At 26.3% G+C, this 20,141-nt stretch carries 19 protein-coding genes and 1 tRNA gene; 6 read left to right on the top strand and 14 right to left on the bottom strand.

The window, feature by feature from the left end; translation table 11 throughout:
• Positions 1 to 46 precede the first annotated feature (46 nt).
• From pnp to greA, 12 genes are all read right to left on the bottom strand, one after another.
• On the bottom strand, positions 47 to 2,170 hold the full coding sequence (gene pnp, locus ATN01_RS01880) for a polyribonucleotide nucleotidyltransferase (protein ID WP_075433400.1): 2,124 nt from the start codon (positions 2,168 to 2,170) through the stop codon (positions 47 to 49).
• A gap of 200 nt (positions 2,171 to 2,370) precedes the next feature.
• Positions 2,371 to 2,640 carry a 30S ribosomal protein S15 gene (gene rpsO / locus ATN01_RS01885; RefSeq protein ID WP_075433401.1) on the bottom strand — a complete coding sequence of 90 codons (270 nt, stop codon included), beginning with the start codon at positions 2,638 to 2,640 and terminating at the stop codon, positions 2,371 to 2,373.
• A gap of 102 nt (positions 2,641 to 2,742) precedes the next feature.
• Entirely contained in the window at positions 2,743 to 3,678 is a 936-nt protein-coding gene (truB, locus tag ATN01_RS01890) for a tRNA pseudouridine(55) synthase TruB (protein WP_075433402.1), read from the bottom strand.
• Positions 3,679 to 4,077, bottom strand: a complete 399-nt coding sequence (rbfA, locus tag ATN01_RS01895) for a 30S ribosome-binding factor RbfA (RefSeq protein WP_075433403.1) — start codon at positions 4,075 to 4,077, stop codon at positions 3,679 to 3,681.
• Positions 4,078 to 4,126: 49 nt separating this feature from the next.
• Positions 4,127 to 6,757, bottom strand: a complete 2,631-nt coding sequence (gene infB, locus ATN01_RS01900) for a translation initiation factor IF-2 (protein ID WP_075433404.1) — start codon at positions 6,755 to 6,757, stop codon at positions 4,127 to 4,129.
• Between the two features lie 16 nt (positions 6,758 to 6,773).
• A complete protein-coding gene (gene nusA, locus ATN01_RS01905; RefSeq protein WP_075433405.1) occupies positions 6,774 to 8,261 on the bottom strand; it encodes a transcription termination factor NusA in 1,488 nt (495 codons plus the stop codon).
• Positions 8,262 to 8,522: 261 nt separating this feature from the next.
• Positions 8,523 to 8,605, bottom strand: a tRNA-Leu gene (locus ATN01_RS03090).
• Positions 8,606 to 8,686: 81 nt separating this feature from the next.
• Entirely contained in the window at positions 8,687 to 8,986 is a 300-nt protein-coding gene (gene secG, locus ATN01_RS01910) for a preprotein translocase subunit SecG (protein WP_075433406.1), read from the bottom strand.
• A gap of 244 nt (positions 8,987 to 9,230) precedes the next feature.
• Positions 9,231 to 10,565, bottom strand: a complete 1,335-nt coding sequence (glmM, locus tag ATN01_RS01915) for a phosphoglucosamine mutase (protein ID WP_075433407.1) — start codon at positions 10,563 to 10,565, stop codon at positions 9,231 to 9,233.
• 229 nt (positions 10,566 to 10,794) lie between these two features.
• Complete coding sequence (ftsH, locus tag ATN01_RS01920) at positions 10,795 to 12,630, bottom strand: ATP-dependent zinc metalloprotease FtsH (RefSeq protein WP_075433408.1); 1,836 nt, start codon at positions 12,628 to 12,630, stop codon at positions 10,795 to 10,797.
• A 67-nt stretch (positions 12,631 to 12,697) separates the two neighbouring features.
• Positions 12,698 to 13,318, bottom strand: a complete 621-nt coding sequence (rlmE, locus tag ATN01_RS01925; protein ID WP_075433409.1) for a 23S rRNA (uridine(2552)-2'-O)-methyltransferase RlmE — start codon at positions 13,316 to 13,318, stop codon at positions 12,698 to 12,700.
• Between the two features lie 61 nt (positions 13,319 to 13,379).
• Positions 13,380 to 13,859, bottom strand: coding sequence for a transcription elongation factor GreA (gene greA / locus ATN01_RS01930; protein WP_075433410.1), 480 nt, complete (start codon positions 13,857 to 13,859; stop codon positions 13,380 to 13,382).
• Positions 13,860 to 14,443: 584 nt separating this feature from the next.
• On the opposite strand from greA, the gene ATN01_RS01935 reads away from it, so the two are divergent.
• The 5 genes from ATN01_RS01935 (at position 14,444) to cgtA (ending at position 17,767) form a co-directional block, all read left to right on the top strand.
• Positions 14,444 to 14,710 (top strand): BolA family protein, encoded by a 267-nt coding sequence (locus ATN01_RS01935; RefSeq protein WP_075433411.1) that lies wholly within the window; start codon positions 14,444 to 14,446, stop codon positions 14,708 to 14,710.
• A gap of 45 nt (positions 14,711 to 14,755) precedes the next feature.
• Complete coding sequence (gene murA / locus ATN01_RS01940; protein WP_075433619.1) at positions 14,756 to 16,006, top strand: UDP-N-acetylglucosamine 1-carboxyvinyltransferase; 1,251 nt, start codon at positions 14,756 to 14,758, stop codon at positions 16,004 to 16,006.
• A 39-nt stretch (positions 16,007 to 16,045) separates the two neighbouring features.
• Positions 16,046 to 16,360: a 50S ribosomal protein L21 gene (gene rplU / locus ATN01_RS01945; RefSeq protein ID WP_075433412.1), complete on the top strand. Its 315-nt coding sequence runs from the start codon at positions 16,046 to 16,048 to the stop codon at positions 16,358 to 16,360.
• A gap of 17 nt (positions 16,361 to 16,377) precedes the next feature.
• Entirely contained in the window at positions 16,378 to 16,632 is a 255-nt protein-coding gene (rpmA, locus tag ATN01_RS01950) for a 50S ribosomal protein L27 (protein ID WP_075433413.1), read from the top strand.
• A 109-nt stretch (positions 16,633 to 16,741) separates the two neighbouring features.
• Positions 16,742 to 17,767 (top strand): Obg family GTPase CgtA, encoded by a 1,026-nt coding sequence (gene cgtA, locus ATN01_RS01955; protein ID WP_075433414.1) that lies wholly within the window; start codon positions 16,742 to 16,744, stop codon positions 17,765 to 17,767.
• Between the two features lie 45 nt (positions 17,768 to 17,812).
• On the opposite strand, the gene rpsI is transcribed toward cgtA, so the two are convergent.
• Together rpsI and rplM are read right to left on the bottom strand one after the other, a co-directional pair.
• On the bottom strand, positions 17,813 to 18,205 hold the full coding sequence (gene rpsI / locus ATN01_RS01960; RefSeq protein WP_075433415.1) for a 30S ribosomal protein S9: 393 nt from the start codon (positions 18,203 to 18,205) through the stop codon (positions 17,813 to 17,815).
• 15 nt (positions 18,206 to 18,220) lie between these two features.
• Complete coding sequence (rplM, locus tag ATN01_RS01965; protein ID WP_075433416.1) at positions 18,221 to 18,649, bottom strand: 50S ribosomal protein L13; 429 nt, start codon at positions 18,647 to 18,649, stop codon at positions 18,221 to 18,223.
• A gap of 260 nt (positions 18,650 to 18,909) precedes the next feature.
• On the opposite strand from rplM, the gene ATN01_RS01970 reads away from it, so the two are divergent.
• The gene (locus tag ATN01_RS01970; protein ID WP_075433417.1) at positions 18,910 to 20,067 is read left to right on the top strand and encodes a chorismate mutase; all 1,158 of its coding nucleotides are present in this window, start codon (positions 18,910 to 18,912) and stop codon (positions 20,065 to 20,067) included.
• Positions 20,068 to 20,141 lie beyond the last annotated feature (74 nt).

Genomic DNA, 20,141 nt, shown 5'->3' on the forward strand with positions numbered 1-20,141 from the left:
ATTAAAAAATGTTTCTAAAATTTCAAAAAAACATTAAATAATTATATCAGATAATATTATGATTTATCGATTGATTAGAAACAAGACAATTTTCTGTTTCTTTAATGCTCAATCTAAGACGTCCTTGACGATCTATTTCTAATACCTTTACAGATATTATTTGATCTATTTTTAAATGATCAGAAACTTTTCCTACTCTTTTTTCGGAGATTTGAGAAATATGGACTAAACCTTCTTTTCCAAAACCAATTGAAACAAAAGCACCAAAATCAACAATACGTGTAACTTTTCCAGAATAAACTCGTCCTACTTCAATTTCAGCTGTAATTTCTTGAATTCGCCGAATAGCATTTTTTGCTTTTTCTCTAATAGTTGCCGATATTTTGACTGTCCCATCATCTTCAATTTCAATGATAGTGCCTGTTTCTTCAGTGAGCATACGAATAACAGAACCACCTTTTCCTATTACATCTTTGATTTTATCAGGATTAATTTTTATTGTATGGATACGGGGTGCAAATTCAGAAATCTCACTTCTTGATACACTTAATGCTCGATTCATAACATTTAAAATATGTAATCGAGCTGATCTTGCGGAATTTAACGCTATACGTATAATGTCATTAGTAATACCTTCTATTTTCATATCCATTTGCAATGCTGTAATACCTTCATCTGTTCCAGAAACTTTAAAATCCATATCTCCTAAATGATCTTCATCTCCTAGAATATCTGAAAGCAATATATATTGCGATCCTTCTTTTACTAAACCCATAGATATTCCAGCAACAGCAGATTTTATAGGCACTCCAGCATCCATTAACGCTAAAGAAGCACTACAAACAGAAGCCATGGAAGAAGAACCATTAGATTCTGTGATTTCAGATACAATTCTAATTGTATAAGGAAAATCTTCTAGTTTAGGCATAACAGCTAAAAGACTTCTTTTCGCTAAACGTCCATGACCAATTTCCCTTCTTTTAGGGGATCCTACTATTCCTATTTCTCCAACTGAATAAGGAGGAAAATTATAATGAAATAAAAAATTATCGGTTCTATCTCCTAATAGTTCATCTAAATTTTGTGCGTCTCGAGATGTTCCCAAAGTCACTGCGGCTAAAGATTGAGTTTCACCTCTAGTAAATAAAGCAGAACCATGTGTTCTAGGCAAAACACCTGTACGAACATCTAGTGCACGAATCATATCTTTTTCACGTCCGTCAATACGTGTTTCATTGTTTAATATTCGTTTTCGCACAATTTTTTTTTCTATTTTTTGTAAGATATCTTCTATTTCTGATTGATCAATATTTTGTTTTTCGTTCAAAACAAATTTTATTGTGTCTTCTTTAATAAGATTTAATCTTTCAGATCGGTCTTGTTTATTGCTTATTAAATAAGCAGAATATATATCTTTTTCTGCTAATTTTATTACTTGTGATTCTAGTTGTTTATTAATTTCTGGATAAGATATAATCCAAGGTAGTTTACTAGCTTCATTTGATAAAGAACGAATATTATTAATCACAACTTGTTGTTGTTGATGTCCAAAAACAATAGCTTCAAGAATTTTTTCTTCACTTAATATTTTTGCTTCTGCTTCTACCATAAGGACAGCGTTTTGAGTTCCTGAAATGACTAAATCTAAAGAACTATTTTTCATATCGTCACTAGTAGGATTTAGCATATATTGATTATTAATATAACCAACTCGAGCAGCACCTACTGGGCCATAAAATGGAATTCCTGATAAACTTAACGCTGCTGATGCTCCTATGATAGAAATAATATCGGGATTAATTTGTGGATTAACTGATACTACCGTTGCAATTATTTGAATTTCATTGAAAAAATTTTTAGGGAATAAAGGACGAATAGGTCTATCTATTAATCGAGCTATTAAAATTTCATTTTCACTAGGACGTCCTTCTCTTCTGAAAAAACCACCAGGTATACGTCCTGCAGCATATGTACGTTCTTGATAATTCACAGTAAGTGGAAAAAATTTTTGACCTAAATTTGTTTTTTTATATCCAACAACAGTGACAAAGACTGCAGTATCATCCATACTCGCCATAACAGCAGCTGTAGCTTGTCTAGCCATGATACCAGTTTCCAAGGTAATAGTGTATTGACCATATTGAAATTTACGTACAATTGGGTTTAGCAAAATAATATCCTTAACATAAAACTAATTTTTTAAATTATTTAAAAATATATTTTAAACATTTTAATATAACAAATATATGTATATAATTAATGATAAAATTTAAATGAAAATTGTAAAAAAAGGGCCAATACAGCCCTTTGTAGAAATCTTTATTTGTTTAAAAATAAAATTTTTCATTTCATAACTTTTTATAAAATTTATTAGCGTCTTAATTTTAAATTTTCAATTAAAACAGTATAATTAGATATATCGTTTTTTTTTAAATAATTTAATAATTTTCGACGTTTAGATACCATGTTTAAAAGACCTCTACGACTACAGTGATCTTTTTTATGTTGAGAAAAATGGGTTTGAAGATGATTAATTTGATTTGTTAACAATGCAATTTGAACTTCTGTTTTTCCACTGTTTCTTTCTGATTTTCCATATTTTAAAATTGTTTTTTGTGTATTCATTTTAGATAAAGCCATATAATACTCCATATATTTAGAGCTATATTAAATTAAGTATTCCATTCAATTAATTTTTTTGAAGATAATAACATGCAGATCTTCGATTTAAAAGTGAATAACTTAATAAGAAAAAGTAGAAATTAATCTATATGGAATTAATAATTCTTCTATGTTAATTTTTCCTAATCCAATAAATTTTTGATCTTCCTCAAAAACTCGTACTAAACTGTTTTTAATGTGAGAACGTAAATTAATGATTTTTCCTAACTTAAAATTATATGATTTCTTAACAGAAAGATATATTTTTGGTAAAAAAGAAACAGGACTATCTATAGGCATTAATAAATTATCTATTTCTTTAAAAAATGTATTATGTCTAATATTTTCTGGTTTTAATAGTTTATGTAAATCAGATATTTTGACTAATTTTTCAGTAATATACGATCCGACTTGTAAACGACGTAAAAAAGTCACATGAGCTCCGCAACCTAATTTTTCTCCTAAATCTTCAACAAGTGTACGAACATATGTACCTTTTGAACAAAATATTTTAAATTCAAGTAAATTATTTTTTTGATAAATAGAATCAATACTATATATTAAAATTGTTCTTGAAGATCGTTTAATTTCTAATCCCTGACGTGCATATTTATATAAAGATATACCATGATATTTAATAGCTGAATACATTGAAGGAACTTGAGAAGTTAAACCAAGAAATTCTTTTATAGACGAATAGAGTTGAGAATCAGTAAAAAGAATTGGACGTTTTTTAATAATAACACCATCAGAATCAGATGTAGATGTTTTTTCACCTAACTTAGCAATAACATGATATCGTTTATTAGAATCTGTTAAATAATGAGAAAATTTTGTACACTCGCCAAAACAAATTGGTAACATTCCTGTAGCTAAGGGATCAAGTGTACCAATATATCCTGCTTTTTTTGCATTAAATAAACATTTAACTTTTTGTAAAGCATGATTAGAAGATATTCCTTTAGTTTTATCTAACAAAAGAAATCCATTAACATTTCTTTTTTTATGAAAAAACATTTACCTACCTTTTATATTTCCATAACATAATGAATTTTTATTTTTTTTAGATACATTATCTAATAATTTAGAAATATGATTACCTATTAAAAAAGATTTATCGTGATAAAAAACAATATTTGGTACAATTCTCAATTTCATTGTTTTACATAATAATTTACGAATATAACTAGAAGCATTATTTAAAATAATTAATAATGTTTTTATATTTAATTCATCTTCATTTTTTAAAAAACTGACAAATATTTGAGCATGAGATAAATCCTTAGATACTTTAACTTCAGAAACTGTTATGAATGTTTTTATTCGTGGATCTTTTAATGAATATTGTATAATAACAGCTATTTTTTTTTGTAATTCTTGAGCAATACGAACAGATCGATGAAACAATTTTTCCATAATTATATGACCGAATTAAATTTTCTACAATAACATAATATATGAATATTTATAATATTCTTTTAATTTCTTTTAATTCAAAAACTTCTATAATATCTCCAATCAGCATATCATTATAATTTTTTATTCCAATACCACATTCTAATCCATTTCGTACTTCGTTCATATCTTCCTTAAAACGGCGTAATGATTCTATTTCACCTTCATAAATGACTATATTATTTCTTAATACATGAATCGGGTTATTTCGTTTAATAATTCCTTCCACAACCATACAACCAGCAATTAAACCAAATTTAGGGGATTTAAAAGTATTTCTCACTTCAGCTAAACCAATGATGTTTTGTTTATATTTCGGTGATAACAAACCTGCCATAGCTAGTTTTACTTCGTCAAGTAAATTATAAATAACTGAATAATAACGAAGATCTAAATTTTCTGAATTAATAATTTTTTTAGCAGAAGAGTCTGCTCTAACATTAAAACCTAAAATAATAGCATTAGAAGCTAAAGCTAATGAGGCATCTGTTTCTGTAATGCCACCAATACCTAATCCTATTATTTTTATTTTTACTTCTTTATTTGATAATTTTAATAAAGCACCAGATATAGCTTCTAAAGAACCTTGTACATCAGATTTAAGGATAATTTTTAATTCAGAAAAATTATTTTTATTTATATCATCGAACATATTTTCTAAATTAATTTTATTTTGACCTAAAAATTTTGTTTCACGAGATTTTTCTTTTCGATAATCAGCAACATGACGTGCTTTTTTTTCATCACGTACAACAGTAATTACATCTCCTGAAAAAGGTACTTTAGATAAACCTAAAATTTCTACAGGGATAGATGGACCAGCATTCAAAATTTCTTTTCCAATTTCATTTCGTAATGCTCTAACACGTCCATATTCAAAACCACATAAAATTATATCTCCTTTTTTCAAATTACCTTTTTTTACTAATACAGTAGCTACAGGTCCTCGATTTTTATCTAAGGAAGATTCTATAACAACACCTTCAGCCATACCAGTAGAAAGTGTTTTTAATTCTAAAATTTCTGATTGTAATAAAATAGCTTGCAATAAATCATTTACACCTTTTCCTGTTTTAGCAGACAGAGGTACAAATATATTTTCACCACCCCATTCTTCTGAAACAATATTATATTTCATCAAATCATTTTTGATTTTACCTATATCTGTTTCTAGTTTATCTATTTTATTAATAGCAATAATTACAGGAACATTAGCTTCTTTAGCATGTTCGATTGCTTCAATAGTTTGAGGCATTACCCCATCATCTGCAGCTACAACTAACACAACAATATCAGTGATTTGAACTCCACGAGATCTCATTGCAGTAAAAGCTGCATGTCCAGGAGTATCTAAAAAAGTAATAGAACCTAGATCTGTATTAACATGATAAGCTCCAATATTTTGTGTAATACCACCTACTTCATCATATGCTATTTTTGTAGAACGAATATAATCTAATAAAGATGTTTTCCCATGATCCACGTGACCCATTATAGTTACTACTGGTGCTCTAACAATAAATGTTTCGTTTCCTTGATCACGATCTTTCATGATCATTTCTTCTAATGCGTTTTCTCGACGTAAAATAACTTTATGACCCATATCTTCAGCAATTAACTGTGCTGTATCTTGATCAAGAATATAATTTATATTTCCTATGATACCCATATTCATCATAGCTTTAATAAGATCAATACTTTTTATAGCCATTTTGTTTGCTAAATCAGAAACAGAAATAGGACCATTAATTGTAACATCTCTATTAATAATAAATTCAGGTTTTTGAAAAACTTGATGTAACAAAATAGGTTTATTTTTTTGTTTAATATTTTTTTTATTACGAATACTTATTCGCACTTCTTCTCTTAGATATTTCTCATTATGAAAATTTTTTTTATTCTTTTTTTGACGATAATTTTTTACAAATCTATTCTGATTCTTTTTATCTTTTTCTAATTTTTGAGTATTATTTTTCTCTTTTTGATTTATATCTAAAAATGTTGTGATATGATGATCTTTTTTTGGTGTTTTATAAGGTATCCAAATATTTTTTTTATCTTTATTTTTTTTTCTGTTTTCTATATTAGAATTTTTATTTTCTACATGTCTTATTATTTTTTTATTTTTTTCATTTAGATTAGAATTATTTAAGTTTTTAGATCTATTAGTTTTTTTAAAATGTAAAGATTGCGTATGAATTGTATTTGAATTTAATGTATTAGTATCTTTTTTATCTTGTACTTTTATTGAATTTTTTGAATTATTTTTTTCTTCATTTTTTAATGAGTTATTCTGATTAATATAAGATTTATTTTTTTTTATTGAATTTAATGAAATATCATGTCCAAATTTATTGTTTTTTAAATAAGTTCTTTTTTTTCTTACTTCTATTTGTATAGATTTATTTTTTCCTCCTATAGTAGAAACATTTAATGTACTACGTTTTTTCCTTTGTAAAATTAAAGTACTTAAAGAATTTTTCTTTTTATTTTTTAAATATTTTAAAAAAATATTTTTTTCATGAACATTAAGATAATCATTTTCACTTTTTATTATATTAATGTCAGATAATTCTTGTATTAATTCTTGAATAGAAATCTTTATTTCACTAGATAAAATTTTTAAACTGATATCTGTCATACGATTTTTCCTATTATTAAACTTTACTACCAAACCAACAAATATTACGAGCAGTCATAATTAATAAACCAGCTTTTTCAGAATTTAAATTCTTAATATCAGTCAAATCATCTATCCCTTGATTAGCTAATTCCTCTAAAGTAAATATGTTTTTTTCTGCTAATTGGGATGCTAATTCTAAACTCATACCGTCAATTCTTAGTAAATCTTCTGATGTTTTTTTTTCTTCAATTAAATTTTTTTTCTTTAATTCTATTGCAACTAATGCATTTTTAGCAGATTCTCGTACTAATCTTACTTCTTTTTTAGTTAAACCTTCAATTTCTAATAATTCATCAAATGGTATATAAGCTAATTCTTCCAGAGAAGAAAATCCTTCTTTTACTAAAATTTTAATGATATTATCATCAATTTTTAAATATTTTTGAAAAATATTAAAAGCAGCATGAGCCTCTTCTTGATGTTTACAATGAAGATTTTCTGTAGTCATTACATTTAGTTCCCAGCCACTAATTTGAGACGCTAAACGAACATTTTGTCCATTTCGACCAATAGCTTGGGCTAAATTACTAGTATCTACAGCTATATCCATGGTATGATGATCTTCGTCTACTATAATAGAAGCAACATCAGCTGGCGCCATTGCATTAATAACAAATTGAGCGGGATTATCATCCCATAAAATAATATCAATACGTTCTCCACATAATTCACTTGATACCGCTTGTACTCGAGCTCCTCTCATTCCTACACAAGCTCCGACCGGATCAATGCGTTTATCATTAGTTTTAACGGCTATTTTTGCTCGAGAACCTGGATCACGTGCTGCAGCTTTTATTTCAATAACTTCTTCTCCAATTTCTGGAACTTCTATTCTAAATAATTCGGTCAGCATTTCTATTTTTGAACGACTGATAAATAATTGTGGACCACGAGACTCTGGATATACACCATATAAAATACCACGAATACGATCACCTATACGAAAATTTTCTTTTGGTAACATACCTTCACGTAAAATTAATGCTTCAGCATTGTTACCTAAATCTAAAATTAAATTATCTCGATTAATTTTTTTTACTATACCAGTAATTATTTGACCAATGTATTTTCGGAATTGATCTACTAACATTGCTCTTTCCGCTTCGCGAACTTTTTGTACAATTACTTGCTTTGCAGTTTGAGTTGTTATTCTATCAAAATTAACCGATTCAATTTCATCTTCTACAAAATCGTTTAATTTTACTTTTTCACCTTCAAAACATGCTGCTTCCAAAGTAATTTCTCTAGTAGGTTGTGTCACAATCTCTACTACCATCCAACGCCGAAAAGTAGTAAAGTTTCCAGTTTTTCTATTAATACTAACTCGCACATCTATTTCTTGTTCATGTTTTTTCTTTGTTGCTGTTGCTAACGCAATTTCTAATGCTTCAAAAATTTTTTCACGGGGAAGAGATTTTTCATTAGAAACAGCTTCTACAACAGCTAATATTTCTTTATTCATTTCAAACAACCTCAAAATAAAAATTTCTTAAATGAGAGGCAATCACTCATTTAAAATGTATTAATTATAAAAAAGTTCATCATAAAATTAGATAATTAATACACTAATTTTTACTAATCAATAATTATATAATTAATTATAAATTAATATCAGAATACAATTAAAATAATTTACAATAAAATATTCTAATAAAAAACCCCGAAAAATCGGGGTTAAGATAATTTTACCCTATATATAAATTTTTATTCAAATATTTAATAATACCGAGGATGGGATTTGAACCCATATGCCTATCCGGCACTATCCCCTCAAGATAGCGTGTCTACCAATTTCACCACCTCGGTCAAAATAATATTATTTATAATTAATATATATCATAGATATGATAAATATCTAAAAAATTAACGAGGAATATCAAAATTTGATCATTTGTTTTTTAATATAGATTCATTCGTTTCAATATTTTTTACATTTTTCTCTATAAAAAAATCTATATCCATTTTTCTAGTGTTAATATTACATAATATAATACTAATAATAAAAAATATGCATGTTAATACTGAAATAATGTTTGTTATAAAATTGTTTGTTCCAATATTATTAAAATATTTTACATTATTAGTTATATTTAAAGTATTATGCAGTCCTTTTCCTGATTGTGATAAAATTAAAAAAATTAAAAAAAAAGAAATCAAAATAAAAAAAACTAAAAAAAATAAATACATAAAAATAATTTCCTTGTTTGACAAAATTTTTATTAATTTGTTAATAAAAAATTTTTGAATATATATTAACCAAAAATTATTTTTTCATAAAGAATTTATATATAAAATTTGTACATATAAATTATCTATTTTTACATTAATTTTATTATTTATATAATGATTCACAATTTAATATTAATTTATTTAATAAAAAAAGATAAATTTTTTGAACAAAAATATTTTTTATGTTTTACATATTAAAAAATTACATTTTTTTGATTATCTCTGCAATATGATGAGCTAGTTTGTATACTTTTAAATAATTTTCTCCTTCTACCATAATACGCATACAATATTCTGTTCCAGATCTACGAATTAATACTCTACTATGTTTTCCTAAAATATTTTTGTATTGACTAAGAATAGTTTTTAATTCTAAATTTTTTGCTAAATCAATATCTTTTTTTAAAAAAACATTTAATAATACTTGAGGAAATAATTTTATTTCGCTTAATAAATGATATAAACTTTTTCTATTATCAATCATAATTAATAAAACTTGTAAACTAGCTATGATTCCATCACCAGTCAGGTGTTTATCAGCTAAAATAATATGACCTGATTGTTCAGCTCCCAAGACCCATTTTTTTTCTCGTATTTTTTTATATACGTTACGATCACCTATGTGTGCACTATAAAAGGGAATTCCTAATTTTTTTAATGCTCTGATTATCCCTGTATTAGTCATTAAGGTTCCTATAACACCTCCATGCAACTGATGTTTTTGTAAATATTCTTTTGCAATAATATAAATTATTTGATCACCATTGATTTCATTTCCTAAATGATCGATCATGATAACACGATCGCCATCGCCATCAAATGCTAAACCAATATCTGCTTTTTCTGACAACACTATATTTTTTAAACTTAAAATATTAGTAGATCCAGAATTTTTATTGATGTTTATCCCATTAGGGTTAACAGAAAGTGTGATTACTTTTGCGCCTAAATCGCGAAAAATTTGCGGTGCAACCTGAAATGTTGAACCATTAGCGCAATCTAAAACAATAGTAAATTTAGACAAATTTAAATTTTTAGGATAAATATTTTTACAAAAGTTAATATATTCATCTTCAGGATTTTTAATTCTATGAGAACGACCAAAAGTTATAAAATTAGGATAAATAAAAGTATTTTTTATTTGTTTTTCAATACAATATTCTATTTTTTCAGACAATTTTATGCCATTTTTATAAAAAATTTTTATTCCATTATCATCAATAAGATTATGTGACCCGGAAATCATAATACCTGCTGCAGCATTAAAATATCTTGTAAAATATGAAATTGCTGAAGTTGGTATACAATCAGCTAATAGAGTAGAAACTCCTGTTGATAAAATGCCAAATTCTAAAGCCGACTGTAATAAAGATCCAGTAATACGCGTATCTCTTCCTATGATAATTTTTTTTTCTTTTTTTTTACCTAAAACGATTCCAATAGCTCTTCCTAATTTTAATAAAAATTCTGGTTTCATAGGATTTTTTCCTACTTTTCCGCGTATACCATCAGTTCTAAAATATTGCAAACGAGTCATAATAATTGTATTCCTATACTCAATGCTAAAAATAATGATATTTGCAATAAATTATAATATTACTATATAATTTAAAAAAAATAAGATGAAGTTATAGAAATTTTATCACTTCATCTTATTTTAATACATATAAATTGAAACAACTTAAAATAAATGAAACAATATTATTAATAAAAATTTCTTCTCTAAACATATTACGAAATATATTTATATATATAAATTAAAAAATTTATTTGTTAACACTAGTTTCTATCCATCCCATTGGTTTACGTACTTCTCGTCTTTCCATTAAATCATCAATTTGACATGCATCAATAGTTTCGTATTTGATTAAAGCATCTTTCATAGCGTGTAATATATCAATATTTTCATTTAAAATATTTCGAGCTCGGCTATAATTATTTTCAATTAATAATTTAATTTCTTCATCAATAATTCTAGCTGTTTCATCAGACATATGTTTAGCTTTAGCTACTGAACGACCTAGAAAAACTTCTTCTTCATCTTCGGCATATAATAAAGGTCCTAATTTTTCGGAAAACCCCCATTGAGTGACCATATTTCGTGCTAAATTCGTAGCTATTTTAATATCATTACAAGCTCCAGTAGAAACATTTTTCGGACCATAAATAATTTCTTCTGCTAAACGACCACCATATAACGTAGATATTTGACTTTCTAACTTTTGTCGACTTATACTCAAAGTATCTGATTCTGGTAAAAAAAATGTTACTCCTAATGCTCGTCCTCTAGGAATAATGGTTACTTTATGAGCAGGATCATGATCGGGAACCAATCTTCCAATGATTACGTGACCAGCTTCATGATAAGCAGTAGACTCTTTTTGAAAATCACTCATAACCATAGATTTTCTTTCAGAACCCATCATCATTTTATCTTTGGCTCTTTCAAATTCTAACATAGATACTACACGATTATCGAGTCTAGCAGCAAAAAGAGCTGCTTCATTAACTAAGTTAGCTAAATCAGCACCGGAAAAACCTGGTGTACCACGTGCAATAATCATAGCATCCACATCTTTAGATAATGGTACTTTTCTCATATGGACTTTCAAAATTTGTTCTCTACCTCGAATATCTGGAAGTGCTACAATTACCTGTCGGTCAAACCGACCAGGACGTAATAAAGCGGGATCTAAAACATCAGGTCTATTAGTAGCAGCGATTAAAATCACACCTTCATTTCCATCAAAACCATCCATTTCCACGAGCATTTGATTTAACGTCTGTTCTCGTTCATCATGACCTCCACCTAATCCTGCACCTCTTTGTCGTCCTACTGCATCAATTTCATCAATAAATATTATACATGGAGCAGATTTTCTTGAATGTTCAAACATATCTCTTACTCTAGAAGCACCTACTCCAACAAACATTTCTACAAAATCAGATCCAGAAATAGTAAAAAATGGAACTTTTGCTTCTCCAGCTATTGCTTTTGCAAGTAAAGTCTTTCCAGTTCCAGGTGGACCCACCATTAATATCCCTTTTGGAATTTTTCCTCCTAACTTTTGAAAACGACTAGGTTCTTTAAGATATTCAACTAATTCACTAACTTCTTCTTTTGCTTCATCACAACCTGCTACGTCTGCGAAAGTAGTTTGAATTTGATCTTCTGATAACATACGTGCTTTACTTTTTCCAAAAGACATTGCACCTTTTCCACCACCTATTTGCATTTGCCTCATAAAAAAAATCCATATACCAATTAACAATAACATTGGAAACCAAGAAATAAAAATGGAAATTAGCAGACTTGGTTCTTCAGGAATAGATCCATTCACTTTGACATTTTTTGTTAAAAGATTATCTAGCAATTTAGGATCATTAATAGGTATATAAGTAGTATATTTGCTACTATCTTTCTTAGTTACACTAATCACACGTCCATTAATATATGCTTCACGAACCTGATCCTCATTGACTTCTGATAAAAAAGTGGAATAATCAACTCTACGATTATTTACATCATTAGCATTGAAGTTTTGAAAAATAGACATTAGTATAACTGTTATAACTAACCAAAAGATCAGATTTTTAACCATGTCATTCAAAGGAACAACCTCTCATTAAATCTATATTAAAAAAAACACAGACTAAGAACTGTAATATTTATCTGATTGCTAAAATGAATATTTCTCGAGATCTTGTTCGAGAACTTTTAGGCTTGCAAATTTTAACTTTTTTAAATAATTTTGTAATTTTTTTATATAATTCACTAAATCCTTCTCCTTGAAATGATTTTAATAAAAAAATACCATTTTTAGATAAAAAAATATCTGATATTTTTAAAGCTAATTTTGATAAATTGATAACACGTGGCATATCAATAGAAACTTTTCCTGTAATATTAGGAGCCATATCTGACATTACTAAATGATATTGGATATTATTTAAAGAATTTATTATTAAATTAAATATTTTTTTTTCACTAATATCTCCTTGAAAAAAATTAACACCATTGATTGGTTTAATAGGTAATATATCACAAGCCGTGATACACCCTGTTTTTCCTATTTTAGTACTAGCATATTGTGACCAACTTCCAGGAGCAGCTCCTAAATCAATAACATTCATACCAATTTTAAATAATTGATGATTATTATCTAGTTCTTCTAACTTAAACCAAGCTCTTGAACGGACTTTATTTTTTTTTGCTTCTTTGACATATTTATCATTAAAATGTTCTAATAACCAACGATTAGAACTTTTTTTTCGTTTTTTAAAAATCATATTTTTATAATTTTATTAATGAATGCAAAAAGAAAATTAATAAAATTTTCACCATAATTAATTATATATAAGCTATTTTTAAAATTTTATACTCAATATAACCACTTGGCGTACATATTTCTGTGGTTGTATTAATTTTTTTTCCAATTAGCCCTCGAGACATAGGAGAATTAATAGATATTAAATTTTTTTTAAAATCAGATTCATCATCACCTACAATTTGATAAGTAAACTTTTCATTTGTTTTTACATTTAAAACAGTTACAGTAGAACCAAAGACGACTCGATTATGATTAGATAATTTTGTTACATCTATAATTTGAGCATTAGATAGTTTTATTTCAATTTCTTTAATACGTCCTTCACAAAAACTCTGTTCTTCACGAGCCGAATGATATTCAGCGTTTTCTTTTAAATCACCATGCCCTCTTGCTTCTGCAATTGCAGTAATAATACGAGGACGTTTTATATTTTTTAATTTTTCCAGTTCTTGACGAAGCTGCTCTGCACCTTTTACAGTCATTGGAATTAAATTTACCATACTTATATACTCCATTATCTTTGTAATTTAATAATATAAAAAATATTTTTTGTACAAATCAAAAAACATTTTATTTTAAATATATACAAATATTTTTTAAATTTTAAAAAAATGGTAATATTTTTAAATATTTTTAATAAAAGTATATATTTTATAACATAATATGTTTATATATAATTTTTCAAAATAAAAATTTTTATTTCTTCAAGTTTATATAAAATTTATAGTGAAAAATTTTTTACTAAAATTGATTGATTTTTATAAAAAAATTGAAATAACTTTAAAAGAGTAATTTAAAATTCATAAAAAATACTTGGAGATTAAAGAAAGCAAATTGTTCAAATTATATGTATTTATTATTATCATGCTAAATCTAGTTTTTTATTTTAAAGTAAAAAATATAATTTATCAAAATTTTAAAAATTTAGTGTTGTCATTATATTAATAATATAATATCGAATTTAAAGTATTTAACATATTATTCAAGTATTTCACACTGACATAAACATTAATATATTTAAGATGTTAAAAATTTTGATAATATAAAATTAATTTAAAACATTTCATTAAAAGTATATTGAAAAATGAATAATCAAAAAATTAAATCATTGCTTAAAACAGAATTAAATTTAACAGAAACTTATGTTACAGGTGATAATAATCATATTAAAATAATCGTTATAGGAGATATATTTATAGGAATGAGTGAAGTACAAAGGCAAAAAATAGTTTATACACCATTAATGAAAATGATTACAAAACAACATATTCATGCAATTTCTATTTTTTCTTATACATGTAAAGAATGGAAAAAACATAATAAACATAATAATAATTCTGACAATATATAATAAAAAAAGTTTTATATATTGAAAAAAACAGAGATTTATCAATCAATGGATAAATTTTTTATAAAAGGTAATAAAAACTTAAATGGTCACGTTACTATTTCTGGCTCAAAAAATGCTGCATTACCAATTTTATTTATGAGTATATTAACTAAAAAAATAATAAAAATTAATAATATTCCAAATGTAATAGATGTTGATATAGTCATTAAAATACTTAAAAATTTAGGGGCAAAAATAAAACAGAAAAAAATATTATATATTGATCCAAGTTCAATTAATAATTTTTCACCTCCATATAATTTAATTAAAAAAATTAGAGCATCTATATGGGTATTAGCTCCTCTTTTAACACGTTTTGGGAAAGCTAAAATATTTTTACCAGGAGGATGTAATATAGGTACGAGACCAATAGATTTACACATACATAGTTTAATTAAACTAGGTGCTAAAATTCATTTAGAAGATAATTGCATTTATGCTTCAATTACAGGACGTTTCAAGGGAAAGTATATATTTATGGAAAAAATTAGCGTTGGTGCCACCATTACAATTATGAGTGCTGCTACCTTAGCTCAAGGTTTAACTATTATCGATAATGCAGCTCAAGAACCTGAAATAGTTGATATTGCAAATTTTTTAAATACTCTAGGTGCCAATATTACTGGGGCAGGAAGCAAAAAAATATTAATCAAGGGTGTTTTAAAATTAAAAGGCGGTACACACAGAATTATTCCAGATAGAATTGAAACTGGAACTTTTTTAGTAGCAGCAGCTATTTCTAAAGGTAACATTGTTTGTCACCAAACTGAACCTAAACATTTAAAAAGTGTATTAAAAAAATTAAGTAGATCTGGAGCAAATATCTATATAGGAAAAGACTGGATTAAATTAGATATGAGAGGGAAACAGCCTCGTTCTTTAAATATTTGTACTGGACCTTATCCAGGATTTCCAACAGATATGCAAACTCAATTTGCTTTATTAAATACAATTTCTAAAGGGGTAGGAAGTATCACTGATACGATATTTAAAAATCGTTTTAAATATGTTGCAGAATTAATTAAGATGGGAGCTAAAATAAAAATAAACGAAAATACTATTACCTGCTATGAAACACCTATATTATCATCCTCTAACGTTTTTTGCACTGATTTAAGAACTGCAGCAACATTAGTTTTAGCAGCTTGTATTGCTCAAGGGATAACCATAGTTAATCACACTCATCATCTCATTAGAGGGTATGAATCGTTTCATAAAAAATTAAATAAATTAGGAGCTGATATTAAAATTGTATAAAATATAAAAAAATTAGTAAAAAATAAAATGGAGTCTTTTATGTATGCAGTTTTTTTAAGTGGCGGAAAACAATATAAAGTAAAAAAAAATCAGATCGTTAGATTAGAAAAATTAAATAATACACTTGATTCTACTATAGAATTTAATAAAATTTTAATGATTTCTAGTAAAGATTCTGTGAAAATTGGAACTCCTTTTTTAAAGGAAATAAAAATAAAAGCTCTTGTTCAAAGTCATGGTCGTCTCAAAAAAATCAAAGTTATTAAATTTAATCGTCGTAAACATTATAAAAAACAACAAGGTCATCGTCAATATTATACTGAGGTAAAAATTGTAGATATTAATAATTTTTAATGAAGGGAGTTATATAAATGGCACATAAAAAAGCTGGAGGATCTACTAGAAATGGAAGAGATTCTAACGCTCAAAGATTAGGTGTAAAATGTTTTGGTGGTGAATGCATTTCATCAGGGAGTATCATTGTTAAACAGAGGGGAACAAAATTTCATCCTGGTAAAAACGTAGGTTGTGGAAAAGATCATACAATTTTTGCTACTTCGAAAGGCAAAGTGCAATTTCAAAAAAAGGGATTAAGAAAAAGAACATATATAAATATAATAAACTAAAAATTATACAAAAACCCCTTTTAAAAAGGGGTTTAATATATTCATTTTAAAATATGATATTTCAAGATAAAAAATCTTGATATAGAAAACATTATGCACGGATTCAATTATGAAATTTATCGATCAAACTATAATACAAGTGATTGCTGGAAATGGTGGCAATGGATGTGTAAATTTTAGAAGAGAAAAATATATTCCTAAAGGAGGTCCAGATGGTGGAGATGGAGGAAACGGTGGGAATATATGGTTAAAATCTGATAATAATTTAAATACATTAATAGATCTTAGATTTAAAAAAAAATTTCAAGCACAAAATGGAGGAAATGGATCATCTAAAAAATGTACTGGAAAAAAAGGAGAAGATATAATAATACATGTTCCAACAGGGACAAAAGTAATAAATTATCAAACGCGTGAAATAATAGGTGATTTAATTCAAAATAAACAAAAAATATTAGTTGCTAAAGGAGGTTGGCATGGATTAGGTAATACTAGATTTAAATCTTCTACAAATCGTACACCAAAACAAAGTACGTTAGGAACAATAGGAGAACAAAGAGATATACAATTGGAACTCTCTTTGATTGCAGATGTAGGAACATTAGGAATGCCAAACGTTGGAAAATCAAGTTTAGTTGCAAGCATATCAGGAGCTAAAACAAAAATTGCAAATTATCCATTTACTACATTAAATCCAATTTTAGGAAGTGTGAGTATTAAAAATAATAAAAAATTTATTATAGCAGATATTCCAGGTATTATTCAAGGAGCCTCTAACGGTTTCGGACTAGGAATTCATTTTCTAAAACATTTAGAAAGATGTAAAATATTGTTACACATAGTCGATTTAACACCTCAAAACAATTTACATCCCCTTGAAAATATAAAAATAGTGGTAAATGAATTAAAAAAATACAGCAAAAAATTATACAAAAAACCAAGATGGTTAGTTTTTAATAAAATTGATTCACTAAATTCAAATAAAATCAATAAAATAATTAACGAAATAATACATCGGTTAAACATAAAAGAAAAATACTACTTTATTTCTACTTTAAAAAAAATAGGCACGAAAAAATTATGTGTTGACATAAGTCAATATCTAGAAAAAAATACAAAGAACTTGGTTTGTTGAAAAACCAAGTTCTTCTAGAACATCACTCATATAGATATTTTATCTTTAACGCTTGGAAAATTGTGGACGTTTTCTTGCTTTACGAAAACCAACTTTTTTACGTTCAACTTGACGAGAATCACGTGTTACAAATCCAGATTTGCGCAATTCAAAACGCAAAGATTGATTATATTTCATTAATGCACGAGTTATACCTTGACGAATTGCACCTGCTTGACCAGAAATGCCACCACCCTTTACAGTAATGTAAATATTGAATTTATTCATCATATCAACTAGTTCTAGAGGTTGACAAACAATCATACATGCAGTTTCACGGCCAAAATATTCTTTTAAAGAACGTTTATTTATAATAATTTCTCCCTGTCCAGCTCTAAGAAATACTCTAGCAGAAGAACTTTTACGACGACCAGTTCCATAATTTTGATTCTGAATCATTTTGTATCCCTTTAACTAAATTCTTAATAACTGTGGACATTGCGCTATATGGTCATGGTTTCCATGTGGAAAAACTTTTAACTTTTTAAACATAGCACGTCCTAAAGAACCTTTTGGTAACATGCCTTTTACTGCAATTTCAATTACTTTTTCTGGAAATCGAGATATGATTTCTTCAAATCTAAATTTTTTTATACCACCTATATAACCAGTATGGTGATAATAAATTTTATTTGTTTTTTTTCTTCCTGTTACCAAAATTTTTGAAGCATTTAAGACGATAATATAATCTCCAGTATCAAGATGAGGAGTGTATTCAACTTTATGTTTACCTCGAAGACGTAAAGATAATTCACTAGCTAATCTACCTAATACTTTATTAGTTGCATCAATATAATACCAATTTCTTTTTATGCCACTTGATTTTATTGAAAAAGTTTTCATACAAATATTCGCTTTAAAAATATAGTTATTTATATTATAAAATAATACTATGATTATAATTAATAAGATATAGTAAATATATTGTACTAAATATGTAGTTTACAATATATGTTATCACTTAATGAAAATGATTAAACATAATATTAAAATATTTATTTACTTTTAATTTTATAAAATTAATAATTTATGATAAGTGTATTTTTTTAAAAATTTAATTTTTACATATCAAACATAATTAATATATTCATAGGTAAAAAATAATGCCTACTAACAGTGCACTACGTGTTTTTCGTGATCAAATTAACAAAATTGACGAAAAAATCGTTACATTATTATCACAAAGACACATATTAGTATCTAAAATAGCTAAATCTAAAATAGAAAATAATCAATCAATAAGAGATATAGAACGTGAAAAAAAAATATTACAACAGTTAATATTTTTAGGAAAAGAAAAACATTTACGAGCTGAATATATTACTCGATTATTTCAATTAATTATTGAAGAATCTGTATCAATCCAAAAGAAAATATTACAAAAATTTTACAATAATCACAAATTACATTCTGCTAGTTTTTCTTTTTTAGGTCCTAAAGGATCTTATTCGCATATTGCCGCTTGCAAATATGCAGATAGAAATTTTAAAATATGTATTACCAATGAATGTGAAACATTTCAAAATGTAATTACAGCGGTAGAAAATAATAAATCAGATTATGCTGTTTTACCACTAGAAAACACGTGTTCTGGTTATATTAATGAGGTTGTTTTCTTATTAAGAACAACTAATTTATTTATTACCGGAGAATTAAACATATCAATTAATCACTGTTTACTGTCAACAGAAGATATTGCATTAGATAAAATTAAAACAGTATATAGTCATTCTCAACCATTTCAGCAATGTAGTGATTTTATTAAAAAATTTCCAAAATGGAAAATTAAATATACAAAAAGTACAGCTGATGCAATGAAAAAAATTGTTCTATATAATGATCCAAGAAATGCAGCGTTAGGAAGTGAAATAGGCAGTAGAATTTATGGATTAAAAATTTTATCTAAAAATTTATCAAATAAAGAAAAAAATATCACAAAATTTATTTTATTACAAAAAAAGCCTATTGAAGTATCTGAAAAAATACCAGCTAAAACAACATTAATATTTACTACAGGACAAAAATCAGAAGTACTTTCAAAAATATTATTAATATTGCAAGAAAAAGCAATTATTATGAACAAACTAACTTCTCATACCATTTATCAAAATCTATGGGAAGATATGTTTTATATTGAAATTTCAGCCAATTTATCTTCAACAATCATACAGGAAACAATTAAACAGATACAAAACATCACTAAATTTTGTAAAATTCTAGGATGTTACCCTAGTGAAGATATTATTCCAGTAGTATCGTAGAAACCTGAAATAAATAAATTATTTCAACATATATAATTTTTTTAAAAATTATCTAAAATATTACAAATAATTCT

This window comes from Buchnera aphidicola (Diuraphis noxia) (assembly GCF_001700895.1).
Taxonomy (GTDB): Bacteria; Pseudomonadota; Gammaproteobacteria; order Enterobacterales; family Enterobacteriaceae; genus Buchnera; species Buchnera aphidicola_D.